Here is a 15,422-nt window from a genome sequence, read left to right on the forward strand (position 1 = left end):
ATTATAGCTTTTATAGTATAATAATTCTAGTAATATTTTGACGGAGGGGAATATTTTGAATAAAGTTTTTTTTCATACTTGTATACTAATTTTTATAGCGATGATTGCTTCTAGTATTGGTGCATTCCTCATTTCATCTCAATTTTTGTTGAACTTTGTCAACATCTCGTTTTATATCGCGCTATTTTTTATTCTGATAGGTGGTTTTTTATTCATATTTCAAAATGGATTTTTCAATGTAACTCTTTACGCTTTCCAGAGAGTATTTGGCACGAACAAAAAGATTGACTCTTTAATTGAAGAAGTCGAGGAACCTACAGATAAGAAAGAACGTATTTATAAAACATATTCATTCAAATGGACATATCCAATTTGTATTACAGGTATCGTTCTTGGGTTGTTCTCGACCCTCATTAGCTTTACTATTTTGATGTAGTTTGCAAACACTATCCCATATGATATAATAATCAGCAAAACATTTTGTTATAAAACTTTAGTTCTTTCATATTAAAAGAGCTCAAGTAACAATAAATAAATTTATATGTATGCGATGATAAAGAAGAGTACATATTGATGCAATTTCAGAGAGCTTGTGGTCGGTGTGAACAAGTAATTGTACAGTATGGAATGGGCTTTTGAGCACCAAACCGAACCGAAAGTAGTAGGCCTTGGCGTTATATCCAGACGTTACTATGGATTAGAGAGATTTCACAGTAGTGAAATAATTAGGGTGGTACCGCGGTCCATTCGTCCCTATAGTTTTTTGGGATGAATGGGCTTTTTTGTTTGCCTTCTCTTCCCTATCACGCATTCAAATTTAGGAGGAAATAATTATGTCAGTTATCTTTTCTGGTATTCAGCCAAGCGGAACGATTACACTTGGAAACTATTTAGGGGCTATGAAGCAATTTACAGAGCTTCAAAACGAACACGATTGCTATTTCTGTATTGTAAACCAACATGCCATTACAGTACCTCAAGATCCTATACAACTTCGCAAAAACATTCGTAGTCTTGCTGCACTTTATGTAGCATGCGGCATCGATCCTGAAAAAGCTACTTTATTTGTACAATCAGAAGTACCTGCACACGCTCAACTAGGATGGATCATGCAATCTGTTGCTTACGTTGGAGAATTAGAGCGTATGACACAATATAAAGATAAAGCTTCAGGTAGAGATTCAGTTCCAGCTGGATTACTTACGTATCCACCATTAATGGCTGCTGATATTTTACTTTATAACACAGAAATCGTACCTGTTGGTGATGACCAAAAACAACATATGGAATTAACACGTGATCTAGCAGAGCGTTTCAACAAACGCTTCCGTGAAGTGTTCATAGTTCCTGAAATTCGTATTCCAAAAGTAGGAGCTCGCGTTATGTCATTAACCGAACCTACGAAAAAAATGAGTAAATCTGATCCGAATCCAAAATCAATGATCAGTATGCTTGATGAACCAAAAACAATTGAAAAGAAAATTAAAAGTGCTGTAACAGATTCAGAAGGTATCGTGAAATTCGATAAAGAAAATAAACCTGGAATCTCTAACCTATTAACAATTTACTCTTCATTCTCAGGAAAAACAGTTGAAGAGATAGAAGCAATGTACGAAGGAAAAGGATACGGCGACTTCAAAGGCGACTTAGCACAAGTAGTCGTAGAAGCAATTCGCCCAATCCAAGACAAATATAACGAACTAATCAGCTCCCCAGAACTAGACGAAATTCTAGACAAAGGTGCCGAAAAAGCAAACCGCGTTGCATTCAAACAACTACGCAAAGTAGAAAACGCAATGGGACTAAGCAGAAAACGTAGGTAACATAAAAAGCGGAGGCGACTGCTTAGCCCTGACGGCTAAAGTTCTTTCCCACAGAAGGTGCTTTTTACCTTCTCGTGGGGAAGGTTCTTAGACGCGAAGGGCTAGGAGCCGGAGCTAGATTACATATAAAGTGGAAGCGGCTCGTTTAGAATGTGAGGGGGATGGAGCTCCTGACGTAAAGGCGCTTTTTGCCTCGCAGGAAGGCGCGAAGCCACCGAACATTCTTGCCGCTGGAGCTGGATTTCACCAAATTAAAAAACCGCCAATTGGCGGTTTTTTAATTTACCTTTTGCTCATTTTCCATTTCCCATAACTTTTCAAAAAACGGCTGTCCTTTTACAAGGCGCTCGCATAATTGTTCGTGCTTCTCAGACCAGCCTGATTTCGCTTCATCATATAGTCTTGCCCAAATATCTTCAAATTCCATATGTTGGACCGTTCCATATGCTGACGGATCCCACTCTGTGTACCAATAGCGAATTTCCGCTGTATTTTTCGTTGTATGTAATTGATCTAACGCCATAAATAATAATTGTTTTAGTTGTCTTTCTTTACGAGTCAAGCCATTCATAATGAAAGGCGATGGTGATAAAATGTGGTGTTCTTTTTCTGTTTCTTCTACTTGGAACTCATACTTTTCTGCTTGTACGTTTTCTACCATCTCATATACCATCTGCTCTTGCCGTGGTATAAGTCTGCTTTTACGAATAGGTACATTGTAACCAATTGTATCAATCGCAATAATTCCTTTTCCATCTGTAACAACAAAGCAATACTCTTGCTGCAAACGTTCATGATTTTTACGAATATAAGCCTTATGATGTACGTCTTCCAACAATTTTTGCGGAAGCTCTAACAATTCGTCCTCGATGTAATGATATAATGTGGCATCTACTTTTAATAATGGCACTTGATCTAATAGCTCAATCGTATCATCTTTCCGCCATTCGTAAAAATGACAAACGTTATACCCATTCTCTTCACCTTCAAACCAATTTACCCATACATCATGTAGATATAACATTCACTACCCCTCACTTCACTACTGTTTGTATCAATCATTATGTTCAATTTTTCTTAACTTTATTCCACCTAAGGAAATATATTCTAATTATTATTTTTTCTTCTATTAATACTAAAAAAACAGGAAATAGAGCTCCTGTTTTTTTATATATGAAATGTATTTGCTTTATTCAATATTTCTTTTGCATCTATAGATAATAAAGAAAGTGTATCTTCTCCTTCCAATGTTACACAATCTTTGACAATATGAAATCCAAGCGCATAGCCAAGCATCTTTGGATAAGAGTGAAATCCATTTAATAAGATGTCGTGCTCCCTTGTTCCTCGTTTTATACTTATTCTTTCATGTACAACATTTTTCCAATAATAAATAGCCTCTTCTTTTGAAAGATACATCGTCCACGGTGCATTGTTTTTTTCTGAATATCTTTCCGTTACCGCTTGCTCAGCTAGCCCTTCCATAATCATCGTATCAAGTAATGTATATTCTGTTTCTTTCGTCTCAATTTGATGTAACCTGCATATGTGATGATATTCATGCGCCAATAACACCTTTAATTCTTCCACCGAATTCCGTCCACATACAAATAAGAAAATAACATGACGCATAGATAATCCAGCTCTACCGTTATACTCTTCTTGTACAGTTCGATTATAGGCATCTGATAATAAAATAAAGACAGGGACATCCGGACCTTTCAACCAATTTTTCAATTTATCATACTCCAAGCTCAACTCTTTCCAAATTTCCTTTTCCTCTAATTCTTTAATTTCCTTTTCCCCATGCATGACCGGACGATACATCCCTTTTGAAATCAAAAAGCGATACAACCTTTCTTTTGGCAACGGAATATACTTCGTAAATTTCTCACAAAGTTTTTCTGGCCGTCCATAATATAAATGTAGCCATTCAGCTGTTTCAATAACCCCCATCTTTATCCCTCCTTTTTTCTTATGTATATGCTACAAGAGAAAAAGACGTAAAAATAAATAAGGAGTTTTTTCGTAATATGCTACGAAAAAACTCCTTATTTCATCTATTATTTATACGATTTAAATACTAATACTGCGTTATGACCACCGAATCCTAGTGAGTTACTTAATACTGCATTTACTTCTTGTTGTCTCGCTTGATTCGGTACGTAATCTAAGTCACATTCTGGATCTGGTGTTTCATAGTTAATTGTTGGAGGGATTACTCCGTCTGTAATTGATTTAATTGAGAAGATCGCTTCAACAGCACCAGCTGCTCCTAATAAGTGACCTGTCATTGATTTCGTTGAGCTAATTGCTACTTTGTACGCGTGCTCACCGAACGTTTCTTTAATTGCCATCGTTTCATACTTTTCATTCGCATCCGTACTTGTACCGTGCGCATTAATGTAATCAATATCTTCTGGCTGTAGACCTGCATCTGCTAAAGCTTGACGCATTGCACGCACGCCGCCTTCACCACCAGGAGCCGGCATTGTAATATGGAATGCATCACCAGTTGCACCGTAACCAGCGATTTCGGCATAAATGTGAGCACCACGAGCTAATGCGTGCTCTAATTCTTCAAGAATTAAAATACCTGAACCTTCACCCATTACGAAACCGCTACGGTTTTTATCAAATGGACGGCAAGCCGTTGCTGGGTCTTCATTAAATGTTAATGCTTTCGCTGAGCTAAATCCTGCGAATGCCATACTTGTTAACGGCGCTTCAGCTCCGCCTGTTATCATTGCATCAGCATCACCACGCTGAATTGCTTTAAATGCATCACCAATTGAGTTTGCACCAGATGCACAAGCCGTTACAGAGCAAGTGTTAATTCCTTTCGCTCCTGTTGCGATTGATACTTGACCTGCTGCCATATCTGGAATCATCATCGGCACGAAGAATGGGCTCACACGGCGCGGACCTTTCTCAGTAAAAATCTTAAATTGTTCTTCGTATGTCTCCATACCGCCAATACCAGATCCAATCCATACACCAATTCGAGGTCCGTTTTCTTCTGTAATCTCAAGCTTTGCATCTGCAACTGCCATTTTCGCTGCTGCTACTGCATATTGTGTAAAGCGATCCATACGGCGCGCTTCTTTTTTATCAATATATTTCTCTACTTCAAAGTCGTTAATTTCTGCTGCTACTTTTGCTGGAAATAGTTCCGGATCAATTCTTGTAAGTCGTCCGATTCCAGATACACCTTTTTTAATGTTTTCCCACGCTGTTTCAACATCTGTACCGATCGGTGTAACAGCTCCTAGTCCTGTAATTACGACCCTCTTTTTTTCCATACAAAATACACTCCTTTTTTTCTCTCAGTCCTTATTTACCCCAACGAAGAGCAACTGCTCCCCATGTTAATCCGCCGCCAAAACCAACAAGTATAATTAAATCACCATCTTGAATACGTCCATTTTGCAATTCCTCTACCATTGCAATTGGAATTGAAGAAGCTGATGTATTACCAAACTTTTCAATTGTCATACTCATTTTTTCTTGTGGTAAATTTAATCTCTCTCTTGCAGATTCCATAATACGAATGTTCGCTTGATGCGGTACTAAGAAATCCACATCCTCTTTCGTAAGACCAGCTTTATCCAGCACGCGAAGACAAGATTCACCAAGTTGACGAACGGCAAATTTAAACACTTCTCTGCCATTCATCATAACATACTCGTCTTGATAAAGATGCTTACCGCCACTTCCGTCTGCTCCTAATTCGAAAGATAGAACGCCTCTTCCTTCTGAAACAGCTCCCATTACGATAGCACCGGCTCCGTCTCCAAATAGTACCGCTGTATTTCGATCATTCCAGTCTACAATTTTAGATAGTTTATCACTACCAACTACTAATACATTTTTATAAGTTCCCGTTTGAATAAATTGCTGCGCTGTAATCATTCCGTACATAAAACCAGCACATGCTGCACCTACATCCATTGCAGCTGCATGTTTCGCTCCAATCGCTTCTTGAATGACACAAGCTACTGCTGGAAACGCACGATCTGGTGTTACTGTCGCCACCAAAATAAGATCGATATCTTCTCCGCTAACCCCTGCATCTTCAAGTGCTTTTTTAGCAGCCTCTACGGCCATATACGAAGTATCTATTGTATCATCGGCAATGCGTCTTTCGGCAATTCCCGTTCTCGTACGAATCCATTCATCGGATGTATCCATTATCTTCTCTAAATCGTGATTTGTGACTACTTTTTCCGGCACATATCTTCCGATCCCTAAAATGCCCACGTTCACATCGCAGCCCTCCGTTTTATATCAATTATTATGACTTGGTACTAATTTTAAAACATAAATGTATTTTTGTCTAGAATATATTTCAGCTAAAACATAAAGCTAGGCATTATTCACTTTATTGTTTATTAAAAGAAACAGAAACATACCTTCCCTGTTTCTTTTGAAATATAAAAAGGCTCGAACCGCTTCTCTCGACGGTTCGAGCCTCTTTCTCCTCAAAAAGAAAGGGTTTTATTGTTGATCTGCTTTCCCAAGCTCATATGCTTCGTTCATAACTTTCATCAATAACTCTAATACTGGTTGTGCTTTCTCCATATCAAGCGCAATTCCATTATCATCTAAAATGGCCTTTGCTTCTGGTAAATGCTTCATTGCGATTTGTAAAAACTGCATGCTTTTTTCGTTCATATTATACTCTTCCTCTCCATTAAAACTTTCACATACAATAGTGTAACACGCGTGCTACCCTTCGTATAACTCTTTATATTTTTTCATGTGTGCCAGTTGCTTATTTAAACCGTATTCTAACGGAGTATTTCTTTTTATCGAAATTACCTCGATAGCCTCATCTCTTACTTCGTTATTATTTTTATTTACTTTATCATCCGCGCGTAAAAGGTTCATACCTTTTTTCCATAATGACTTTTTACCACTAAGCAAATTGTATATACCGAGATGCTGCTCGTTCATTCCATTTTCCCATAAGTATTCACATACATCTTCCACGTACAGTAGATCACTTCCGTTTTCCTCACTCGCATAATAGCACTCTTTCTCATCCAGTTCTGATAAAATGAGCTGATGATACATCATAAAAGACGGTTGCCACGGTCCATATAATGTAGGAACTCGAAATACACTATATTGTAAATCCCCTTTTTTCAATCCTTCTTCTACTTTCAAAAATATGCGCTTATTTTCCGATTCATCTGTACTACCTACTTCAATAGAAGAAATTAAATTTAACTTCAATTTTTGTTCTTCACACATTCTTATAATTCGCTTTAAATATTGTAATATGACTCTTTCATTCCGAAATCCACATTGCTGATTTGGCTCATATAAGCAAAAGTAAACAGTATCGAATCTCTCTTCCTCTACTGATCTCCATCCATCTTCATCTCTTATCGAATAATACGTAAATAACGCATTTCGCCCAATTAACAATAACTTCTCTTCATTAATTTTGGTCATACTATTGAATTCATCAAAATCAAGACCATACACTTCTACTTCTTCTGCGATCATTTTATTCACAAGGTGATAACCTACAAACGTAAGTGCACCTATTATCAGCACGCGTTCCATACCACCAACCCTTTCTCCTTGAAACAAATAGCTCCTCATTTATGTATATGGGAGCTTCACAATTCTTCTTCATATTTTTTAAAGAAATCAGTCGTTTGCCTAACCATTTTATATTTCACATCTTGCAGATGGAACAAGACAGACGTATCGCATTGATTTAATTGCCTCATTTTCTCATATTTACGCAACTGTTGTTTTCTTCCTCTTTTTTCTTGTGTTGATACGAAAACTTTGACAGGTACACAAGATGGCAGAAGCGTAAATGATTTCTTATTTATTTTTAAATCTAACTCTTCTTCTTTGGCATCATACGCCAAACTTAATTCCTTCACTAATCTTTTGTAAAAAAACTTATGCTCTTTCTCAAATTCCACATATTCTGGTAAATCTAAACATGGATTCAACATAATGACAGAACGAATACATTCAGGGTATTTGTTCATCATTTCAAGTGCTACAAGCGCACCCATACCATCTGCCATTATGTGCATTTTCGCATTTAACGTCTCTTTTCTCAAAACAACATCATATAAACGTTTTGCTAGACGAACAGATTGGTCGTTTCCCCAGTGCCTTCCGTATAAATTAGAAGAAAAGACCGTGTAGCCTTCCTCAATAAGGCCATGTAAAAAATAAGATCTTCCCGCATGCTGTGTCCATAAACTTGTACCATTCTCAATAAAGTAGTTGTAATCACCGAGGAGCATAACCGAAAATCCATTTGGCTTCTCCGGTAAATAAATGACACATGGTTCTTTTTCTAAGTAAAAAAAACGTTCCGTAATACTCATTTTTCCCCCGCCTTATTTTCTAAACATATAAAACCACTCTTTTATAATGTATGAACGGAATGCAAATTTGCGTTGAAAAATCTACAAATATTTTTCTATATTCTTTTTTCAATTGTGTTACAATAAGGACAGATTGAACGAATAGAGGTGTAAAATATGCGTTTCATTTGGGCATTAATTTGGTCGTTCTTACTTGTACATATGATGAGCTATGTAATCGGCTCTATGACTGGCGGTACATACGACTTTAACCAAGCGTCTATTTTCTCAGTTGTTCTTGCTATATTAGTACTAGCGATTTCAGCTGCAATTCCAAACGAGCCAGTAGAACAACACTAAAAAAAGAGTCCGGATTTTATCCGAACTCTTTTTTATTTTTATTTCACATGAACAACTAATTCGTTATTTTCTACATCGACAACTACGTGACTATTGTCAGTAATTGTTCCTGCAATTAATTCTCGCGCTAATTTCGTTTCCACTTGACGTTGTACGTATCGTTTTAATGGACGAGCTCCATACATCGGATCAAAGCCAGCTTCTACAACAAATTCTTTTGCTGCGTCTGTTAATTCTACTGTAATGTGACGGTCAGCTAAACGCCCTTGTAATTCTTTTACAATTTTATCAACAATACCTTTAATTTCATTCGTTGTAAGAGGTTTAAATAAAATAATTTCATCAACACGGTTTAAAAATTCAGGGCGGAAATGTCCTCTTAATTGCCCCATTACAAGGTCTCTTGATTCCTCTTTAATCGAGCCATCTTCTTCTAATCCATCTAGTAAATGAGCAGATCCAATATTTGAAGTCATAATAATAACTGTGTTTTTAAAGTCCACTGTACGTCCTTGCGAATCTGTAATGCGTCCATCATCTAACATTTGTAATAAAATGTTGAATACTTCTGGATGTGCTTTTTCAATTTCATCTAATAAAATAACGGAATATGGTTTACGTCTTACCGCTTCTGTTAATTGACCGCCTTCTTCATATCCTACATATCCAGGAGGTGCACCAATTAAGCGTGACACTGCGTGTTTCTCCATATACTCAGACATATCAATACGAATCATTTGCTCTTCACTATCAAATAAAGACTGCGCTAACGTTTTTGCAAGTTCTGTTTTACCAACACCCGTAGGGCCTAAGAAAATGAAGGAACCAATCGGGCGGTTCGGATCTTTAATACCAGCGCGAGCACGAAGAACCGCGTCTGATACTAAGCTTACTGCTTCCTCTTGTCCGATGACACGCTCTGATAAGATTTGCTCTAAGCGTAGTAATTTCTCGCGTTCACCTTCAACGAGTTTAGCAACAGGAATACCAGTCCAGCGTGAAACAATATCTGCAATTTCTTCTTCACTTACTTCCTCACGTAATAAACGATTTTCTTGTTTATTATGCGCGCCCATTTCTTCCGCTTCTTTTAACTCTTTTTCAATTGCTGGAATTTTCCCGTGACGAAGTTCGGCTGCTTTATTTAAATCGTAATTACCTTCTGCTTCTTCTAATTCACGGCGCAGACGTTCTAAATGTTCACGTAAGTCACGAACTTTGTGAATGTCTTCTTTTTCTTTCTCCCATTTCGCTCTCATACCACTTGCAACTTCTTTTAAATCTGATAGTTCACGTTGCAACGTTTTAAGACGTTCTTGGCTACCACGATCTGTTTCTTTTCCAAGAGCTGCTTCCTCAATTTCTAACTGCATAATACGACGCGTTACTTCATCTAATTCTGTCGGCATAGAATCGATTTCTGTACGAATTGTTGCACACGCTTCATCGACAAGATCAATTGCTTTATCTGGTAAGAAACGGTCCGAAATATATCGATCTGATAAAACTGATGCTGCTACAATCGCGCGGTCATGAATATTTACACCGTGATAAATTTCAAAACGCTCTTTTAAACCACGTAAAATGGAAATTGTATCTTCAACAGTTGGTTCTTCTGCTAATACTTGTTGGAAACGTCTTTCTAACGCCGGGTCTTTCTCAATATATTTACGATATTCATCTAATGTCGTCGCCCCAATACAGTGTAGTTCACCGCGAGCAAGCATCGGTTTTAACATATTCCCTGCATCCATCGCACCTTCTGTTTTACCGGCGCCAACGATTGTATGAAGTTCATCAATAAATAATAAAATACGCCCTTCACTCTTTTTAATTTCATTTAATACAGCTTGCAGACGCTCTTCGAACTCACCACGGAATTTCGCACCAGCTACGAGCGCACTCATATCTAACGCGAAGATCGTTCTATCTTTTAGCCCTTCAGGTACATCTTTTTTCACAATACGCTGCGCTAACCCTTCAACGATTGCTGTTTTACCAACACCTGGCTCACCAATTAAAACAGGGTTGTTTTTCGTTTTACGTGAAAGAATGCGAATGACACGTCGAATTTCACTATCCCGGCCAATAACAGGATCAATTTTCCCTGCTCTCACTTCTGCCACTAAATCACGGCCATATTTTTCTAACGCTTCATAAGTTGCTTCTGGATTTTGACTAGTCACTCTTTGATTCCCCCGAACTGTCATTAAAGACTGTAATAAGTTATCTTTCGTAATATGAAATCTTGTAAATAATTGATTGATATCGCCTTTTTCTTCAGAAAAAGCAAGCAATACATGTTCCACTGAAATGTAGTCATCTTGCAATTTCTCTGCTTCTTTTCCTGCTCTTACAAGTAGTTGTTGCAGAGCACCTGTTATATATAATTTGCCTACTTCTGCACCGCTTCCCGTTACAGAAGGTTTTTTCTTAATTAAACTTTCGGCGCCTTGCTTTAACGCTTCTATATCGACATTCATTTTTTGAAAAATACGCACTGCTAACCCATCTTGCTCTTCTAATAATGTAAACAAGAGATGAACAGTATCTACTTCTTGATGATGATGAGATACCGCTAAAGATTGGGCACTCATAATCGCCTCTTGTGTTTTTGTTGTCATTTGATTTAAGTCCATCTTTACAGCCCTCCAAATGTTTGACTTTCTTTGACCTTTGATTTAATTATACGCCAACTGACTTTTTTATACAATAAATTCGCCTATGCATTTTCAAACTTATTATTGGAAAAAGAAAAAAGGAGCATTCATTATGCTATTTAAAAAAGTACGATAAATGAAACTACATTATGTAACAACAAAAAAGCCGCAATAAAGATTGCGGCTTCTGTTACGGTTTTCTTTTATATGTCCACTGGCGGTTATGATTTGTGTTGTCTGGAAACTTTTCACCGGCAGTTAATTGTACCATTTGCGGATTTTTTACCATACTTCCCGTTTCACCAATTTCTACGTAAATGCCATCATTTGGCGCTTTTTGTCCAGAACGAAACCTGCGATTTTGTCCCATCTTCATTCTCCTTCCATGACGTCTTGCCTCATTAGTATATCCATTTTAAAAGAAAGGTTTTCTGTCATGTTTAGGAAACAAGTACTACATCTCATTCTTGTACATATACATGAATGACACAAGCTTAGGAAGGAATTCCTTTCCTATCTGTAGAAAAAAAGAAACCAACCTACTCTAGGCTAGTTTCAAAGGAGAGTCAAACATATACGAGAAGATTACATGTTCATTATATGCCTCATCATACGAGCAATGTAACCCTTTTCACATTTTGTACATAATGAAAGAAACATTATTTGAACTTTCTAAAAAGATGTTGACTTTTCTTAATTTCCAACGAGAAATAGTAGACACCGTAGTACTTCGCGACGTAAGATGGATATATAGTGAAATCTCCATCTATGGTGGTCTCACCCAGTCTAACCTCTTATTTCTGCATATTAAAAACGGAAATACAGATAGAAACAAAAAAATTATTATAAGAGGTGAAATTATGAACAAACAACATTTAATCGCATTAGACTTAGACGGCACTTTATTAACAGACAACAAAATAATTTCGACTCGAACGAAACATACAATTGCAAAAGCAAAGGAACAAGGACACGTTGTCGTTATTTCAACAGGACGTCCATTCCGCGCTAGTTATGATTACTATAAAGAACTAGGTCTGAATACACCTATCGTAAACTTTAACGGTGCGTACGTGCACCATCCTCTGGATTCAAACTGGGGTATACATCACTCTCCTCTTGAGCTAGCAACAGCGCAAGAAATTGTACGAGCTTGTTTTGATTTCGGCGTAAAAAATATATACGCTGAAGTTATGGATGATGTGTATGTTCGTGAAATTGATGAAGATAAAAAACACATTTTCGAATTCGGTTCTCCTAAGATTTTTACAGGAGACTTATTAAATATTTTAAATGACCATCCAACTTGCTTATTAATTGACGCACATGACGAGCATTCTACTGCAATTCGTCAACATTTAACTGATATGCATGCGGAAGTAATCGACCATAGAAAATGGGGTGCACCTTGGCCGATTATTGAAATTGTAAAAAGCGGATTAAATAAAGCGGTCGGATTACAAAAAATTTCTAGTCATTACAACATTCCACAAGAGCGAATTATTGCTTTCGGTGACGAAGATAATGATTTTGAAATGATTGAATTTGCTGGTCACGGCATCGCAATGGGAAATGCCATCCCTGAATTAAAATCACTCGCAAACCATACTACGTTAACGAACGAAGAAGATGGTATTGCTTTATATTTAGAAGAGGTTCTTGGGTTGTAATCTAAAAATTCCCTGCTTATAGTTTCCTGCCAAATGTCCATACTATAAGTAGACGCATAACACATAGCGTCGATTGTTTTCAGCTAAATAAAGGGGGTTTTTCGAATGGGTAAAAAGAACAAATCAAAACGTTTTATCCAACAAGGAGCCGATGCTGTTATGAAGCATGATGCAAGATTCCCGTACAGAGGTACATTAGCTGAGGCAGAAAAAGCAAGAAGTAACTCTTCTTTTGGAGGGGTTTAAATGGGGAACTTACTATTCCAACAAGCCAGAGATGCTGTTGAAAATGCCGTATCTTGTTCAAGCGGTACTGAGCAACAAGATCTCGTGTATAGAGCAAAAAATGCTTTGCAATCCGCTTACGCAAACTCTTCAACTGCTGAAAAAGTTCAGCTACGTGAAATGCAAGAGCAATTGCAAAACATTACGAATGTACATTAAAAACGAGGACCAGTTTTGGTCCTCTTTAATCTTTCCGAAACAATCCGAACACCCCAACTGTTTGCAGTATATTTGTAAATGCCCCTGGGTCCACTTGTTTAATAATCCTCTCTAATTCGTATAACTCGTAACGGGTAATAACCATCATTAGCATTTCTTTATTTTCATTCGTATAAGCACCTGTTGCTGGTATTGTTGTAATCCCTCTTACTAATCGCGAGTGAATCGCCTTTCGTACATCTGCCCCATTCTTCGTAACAATTAATGCTGTAATCTTTACATGACGAGTATGAATTGCATCAATAATTCGCGTTGACACATATAAAGTCACTAATGTATATAACGCTTTTTCCCATCCATATACATAGCCAGCAGCGATAATAATAATTGCATTAAAAAAGAAAAAGTATGTACCGACAGGCTTATCTTTTATTTTTGATAAAATCATGGCAATAATATCTAATCCGCCTGTAGAAGCACCCCACTTTAAAGCAATCCCTACCCCAATTGCCGAAATAATCCCGCCAAAAATCGCATTTAATATGATATCGTTCGAAACTGCTCTAACAGGGATGATTTCTAGAAACAAAGTCATAAATATAACACAAAGAAAACTAAAAAAAGTGAAGGCCTTTCCAACCTTTTTCCATGCTAAAATAACGACAGGAATATTAAATAAACTAAACAACACACCCGTAGATACGTGAATCGATAAAAAATCACCTAATATTTGTGATAATAATTGAGACAATCCAGCAAAGCCGCTCGCATACACTTTCGCTGGCGTTAAAAATAAATTCATCCCAATCGCGTTTAATAAACCTGCGATGATTACAACGATTAACTTCTTTATAAGTTCAGTATAATTCAACTTTAAATCCATTTCGAATCCACCTTTACCCTTCATAAATGCACCGCTATACATAGTCTTTACGAAAAAGGAAATGATAAACGTACAACGTTTAGAAATGGAGTTGATACATATGCCACATACGAGTGATAACGACAAAAAAGCACGCGATAATAATGCAAAACGCGCACAAAAAAATGAGCAAGAACAAAAAAATATAGAGCAAGGTAAACGTGCATACTCTAAAAAGACCGATCACCTTTGATTCCACCGTACATCAGCAATTATGTTGATGTACTTTTTTTACATTTCACAGGAAAAAACATTAAAAATTCACTTCATGTTCACTTCTATATTCTACAATAGCGATAACATATTCGGATGAGGTGTTGGCATGAGAGGGAAACAAATTTTCATTATTACTGCACTAATAAGTATATTGATGCTATCTGCTTGCGGACAAAAAAACGAATCAGCTACAGTCGCCACAGCAACAGACTCAACCGTTACGAAGGACGACTTCGAAAAACAGTTGAAAGATCGTTACGGAAAAGACATGCTATACGAAATGATGGCACAAGACGTCATCACCAAAAAATATAAAGTATCTGATGAAGAGGTAAATAAAGAAGTAGAAAAAGTAAAAAAACAATATGGAGATCAATTCAAAAAAGTATTAGAAAATAATGGTTTAAAAGATGAAGAGGATTTCAAAAATCAAATTAAGTTCAAACTTGCTATGAATGAAGCAATTAAGAAAAGCATTACAGAGAAAGACGTAAAAGACCACTATAAGCCAGAAATTAAAGCGAGTCACATTTTAGTAAGTGACGAAAATGAAGCGAAAGAAATAAAGAGTACACTAGATGCTGGTGCTTCATTTGAAGAATTAGCAAAACAAGAATCACAAGATCTACTATCAAAAGATAAAGGTGGAGACCTTGGATACTTCAATTCAGGTACAATGGCTCCTGAATTTGAAACGGCTGCCTACAAACTAAATGTTGGACAAATTAGCAACCCCGTAAAATCATCAAACGGTTATCACGTTATTAAATTAACTGATAAAAAAGATTTAAAACCTTACGATGAAGTAAAAAAATCTATTCGCAAAAACTTAGAAGAAGAACGTATCGCTGACCCTATATTCAGCAAAAAATTGTTACAAGAGGAATTAAAAAAGGCAAATATTAAAATAAACGATAGTGATTTGAAAGATACATTTACTCTTGTTTCTCCACAAGGAAATTAAAAAAGCACAACCTTATTTT

At 36.8% G+C, this 15,422-nt stretch carries 18 protein-coding genes and 1 other annotated feature; of the genes, 8 read left to right on the forward strand and 10 right to left on the reverse strand.

Features of this window, described 5'->3' with window-relative positions; all coding sequences use genetic code 11:
* Positions 1 to 55 precede the first annotated feature (55 nt).
* Both DN403_RS06690 and trpS read left to right on the forward strand, forming a co-directional pair.
* Positions 56 to 436: a DUF3899 domain-containing protein gene (locus tag DN403_RS06690; protein ID WP_001045002.1), complete on the forward strand. Its 381-nt coding sequence runs from the start codon at positions 56 to 58 to the stop codon at positions 434 to 436.
* Between the two features lie 105 nt (positions 437 to 541).
* Positions 542 to 758, forward strand: a binding site (T-box leader).
* 75 nt (positions 759 to 833) lie between these two features.
* The gene (gene trpS / locus DN403_RS06695; protein ID WP_000110979.1) at positions 834 to 1,823 is read left to right on the forward strand and encodes a tryptophan--tRNA ligase; all 990 of its coding nucleotides are present in this window, start codon (positions 834 to 836) and stop codon (positions 1,821 to 1,823) included.
* A 277-nt stretch (positions 1,824 to 2,100) separates the two neighbouring features.
* On the opposite strand, the gene DN403_RS06700 is transcribed toward trpS, so the two are convergent.
* The 7 genes from DN403_RS06700 to DN403_RS06730 all read right to left on the reverse strand — a co-directional run bounded on the left by DN403_RS06700 (position 2,101) and on the right by DN403_RS06730 (position 8,188).
* Positions 2,101 to 2,847, reverse strand: coding sequence for a YjbA family protein (locus DN403_RS06700; RefSeq protein ID WP_000966119.1), 747 nt, complete (start codon positions 2,845 to 2,847; stop codon positions 2,101 to 2,103).
* Between the two features lie 143 nt (positions 2,848 to 2,990).
* Positions 2,991 to 3,779, reverse strand: coding sequence for a DUF2268 domain-containing putative Zn-dependent protease (locus DN403_RS06705; RefSeq protein ID WP_000538197.1), 789 nt, complete (start codon positions 3,777 to 3,779; stop codon positions 2,991 to 2,993).
* Between the two features lie 107 nt (positions 3,780 to 3,886).
* Complete coding sequence (gene fabF, locus DN403_RS06710) at positions 3,887 to 5,125, reverse strand: beta-ketoacyl-ACP synthase II (RefSeq protein ID WP_000412645.1); 1,239 nt, start codon at positions 5,123 to 5,125, stop codon at positions 3,887 to 3,889.
* A gap of 31 nt (positions 5,126 to 5,156) precedes the next feature.
* A complete protein-coding gene (fabH, locus tag DN403_RS06715; protein WP_001100533.1) occupies positions 5,157 to 6,089 on the reverse strand; it encodes a beta-ketoacyl-ACP synthase III in 933 nt (310 codons plus the stop codon).
* Positions 6,090 to 6,320: 231 nt separating this feature from the next.
* Positions 6,321 to 6,497: a ComZ family protein gene (locus DN403_RS06720; protein ID WP_001003335.1), complete on the reverse strand. Its 177-nt coding sequence runs from the start codon at positions 6,495 to 6,497 to the stop codon at positions 6,321 to 6,323.
* Between the two features lie 54 nt (positions 6,498 to 6,551).
* Positions 6,552 to 7,424 carry an NAD-dependent epimerase/dehydratase family protein gene (locus DN403_RS06725; RefSeq protein WP_016097951.1) on the reverse strand — a complete coding sequence of 291 codons (873 nt, stop codon included), beginning with the start codon at positions 7,422 to 7,424 and terminating at the stop codon, positions 6,552 to 6,554.
* 29 nt (positions 7,425 to 7,453) lie between these two features.
* The gene (locus tag DN403_RS06730) at positions 7,454 to 8,188 is read right to left on the reverse strand and encodes a lipase family protein (protein ID WP_000028706.1); all 735 of its coding nucleotides are present in this window, start codon (positions 8,186 to 8,188) and stop codon (positions 7,454 to 7,456) included.
* Positions 8,189 to 8,344: 156 nt separating this feature from the next.
* On the opposite strand from DN403_RS06730, the gene DN403_RS06735 reads away from it, so the two are divergent.
* The gene (locus DN403_RS06735; RefSeq protein WP_106081472.1) at positions 8,345 to 8,527 is read left to right on the forward strand and encodes a YjzD family protein; all 183 of its coding nucleotides are present in this window, start codon (positions 8,345 to 8,347) and stop codon (positions 8,525 to 8,527) included.
* 38 nt (positions 8,528 to 8,565) lie between these two features.
* Here DN403_RS06735 and clpB read toward each other — a convergent pair whose 3' ends face one another.
* Together clpB and DN403_RS06745 are read right to left on the reverse strand one after the other, a co-directional pair.
* Positions 8,566 to 11,166 (reverse strand): ATP-dependent chaperone ClpB, encoded by a 2,601-nt coding sequence (gene clpB, locus DN403_RS06740; protein ID WP_074789410.1) that lies wholly within the window; start codon positions 11,164 to 11,166, stop codon positions 8,566 to 8,568.
* A 211-nt stretch (positions 11,167 to 11,377) separates the two neighbouring features.
* On the reverse strand, positions 11,378 to 11,557 hold the full coding sequence (locus DN403_RS06745) for a YjzC family protein (RefSeq protein WP_000531422.1): 180 nt from the start codon (positions 11,555 to 11,557) through the stop codon (positions 11,378 to 11,380).
* 490 nt (positions 11,558 to 12,047) lie between these two features.
* Between DN403_RS06745 and DN403_RS06750 the strand changes: the two genes are divergently transcribed.
* From DN403_RS06750 to DN403_RS06760, 3 genes are all read left to right on the forward strand, one after another.
* The gene (locus DN403_RS06750) at positions 12,048 to 12,857 is read left to right on the forward strand and encodes a Cof-type HAD-IIB family hydrolase (protein ID WP_001041241.1); all 810 of its coding nucleotides are present in this window, start codon (positions 12,048 to 12,050) and stop codon (positions 12,855 to 12,857) included.
* Positions 12,858 to 12,962: 105 nt separating this feature from the next.
* On the forward strand, positions 12,963 to 13,103 hold the full coding sequence (locus DN403_RS06755; protein ID WP_000516816.1) for a hypothetical protein: 141 nt from the start codon (positions 12,963 to 12,965) through the stop codon (positions 13,101 to 13,103).
* Positions 13,104 to 13,301 (forward strand): DUF3813 domain-containing protein, encoded by a 198-nt coding sequence (locus DN403_RS06760; protein WP_000527408.1) that lies wholly within the window; start codon positions 13,104 to 13,106, stop codon positions 13,299 to 13,301.
* A gap of 25 nt (positions 13,302 to 13,326) precedes the next feature.
* Here DN403_RS06760 and DN403_RS06765 read toward each other — a convergent pair whose 3' ends face one another.
* The gene (locus tag DN403_RS06765) at positions 13,327 to 14,184 is read right to left on the reverse strand and encodes a YitT family protein (RefSeq protein WP_000364447.1); all 858 of its coding nucleotides are present in this window, start codon (positions 14,182 to 14,184) and stop codon (positions 13,327 to 13,329) included.
* A gap of 100 nt (positions 14,185 to 14,284) precedes the next feature.
* Between DN403_RS06765 and DN403_RS06770 the strand changes: the two genes are divergently transcribed.
* Together DN403_RS06770 and prsA are read left to right on the forward strand one after the other, a co-directional pair.
* Complete coding sequence (locus tag DN403_RS06770; RefSeq protein WP_001120845.1) at positions 14,285 to 14,416, forward strand: DUF3941 domain-containing protein; 132 nt, start codon at positions 14,285 to 14,287, stop codon at positions 14,414 to 14,416.
* A 129-nt stretch (positions 14,417 to 14,545) separates the two neighbouring features.
* Positions 14,546 to 15,403 (forward strand): peptidylprolyl isomerase PrsA, encoded by an 858-nt coding sequence (prsA, locus tag DN403_RS06775; protein ID WP_149185363.1) that lies wholly within the window; start codon positions 14,546 to 14,548, stop codon positions 15,401 to 15,403.
* Positions 15,404 to 15,422 lie beyond the last annotated feature (19 nt).

The sequence above is a fragment of the Bacillus sp. AY2-1 genome (assembly GCF_008368965.1).
Classification (GTDB): Bacteria; Bacillota; Bacilli; order Bacillales; family Bacillaceae_G; genus Bacillus_A; species Bacillus_A thuringiensis_S.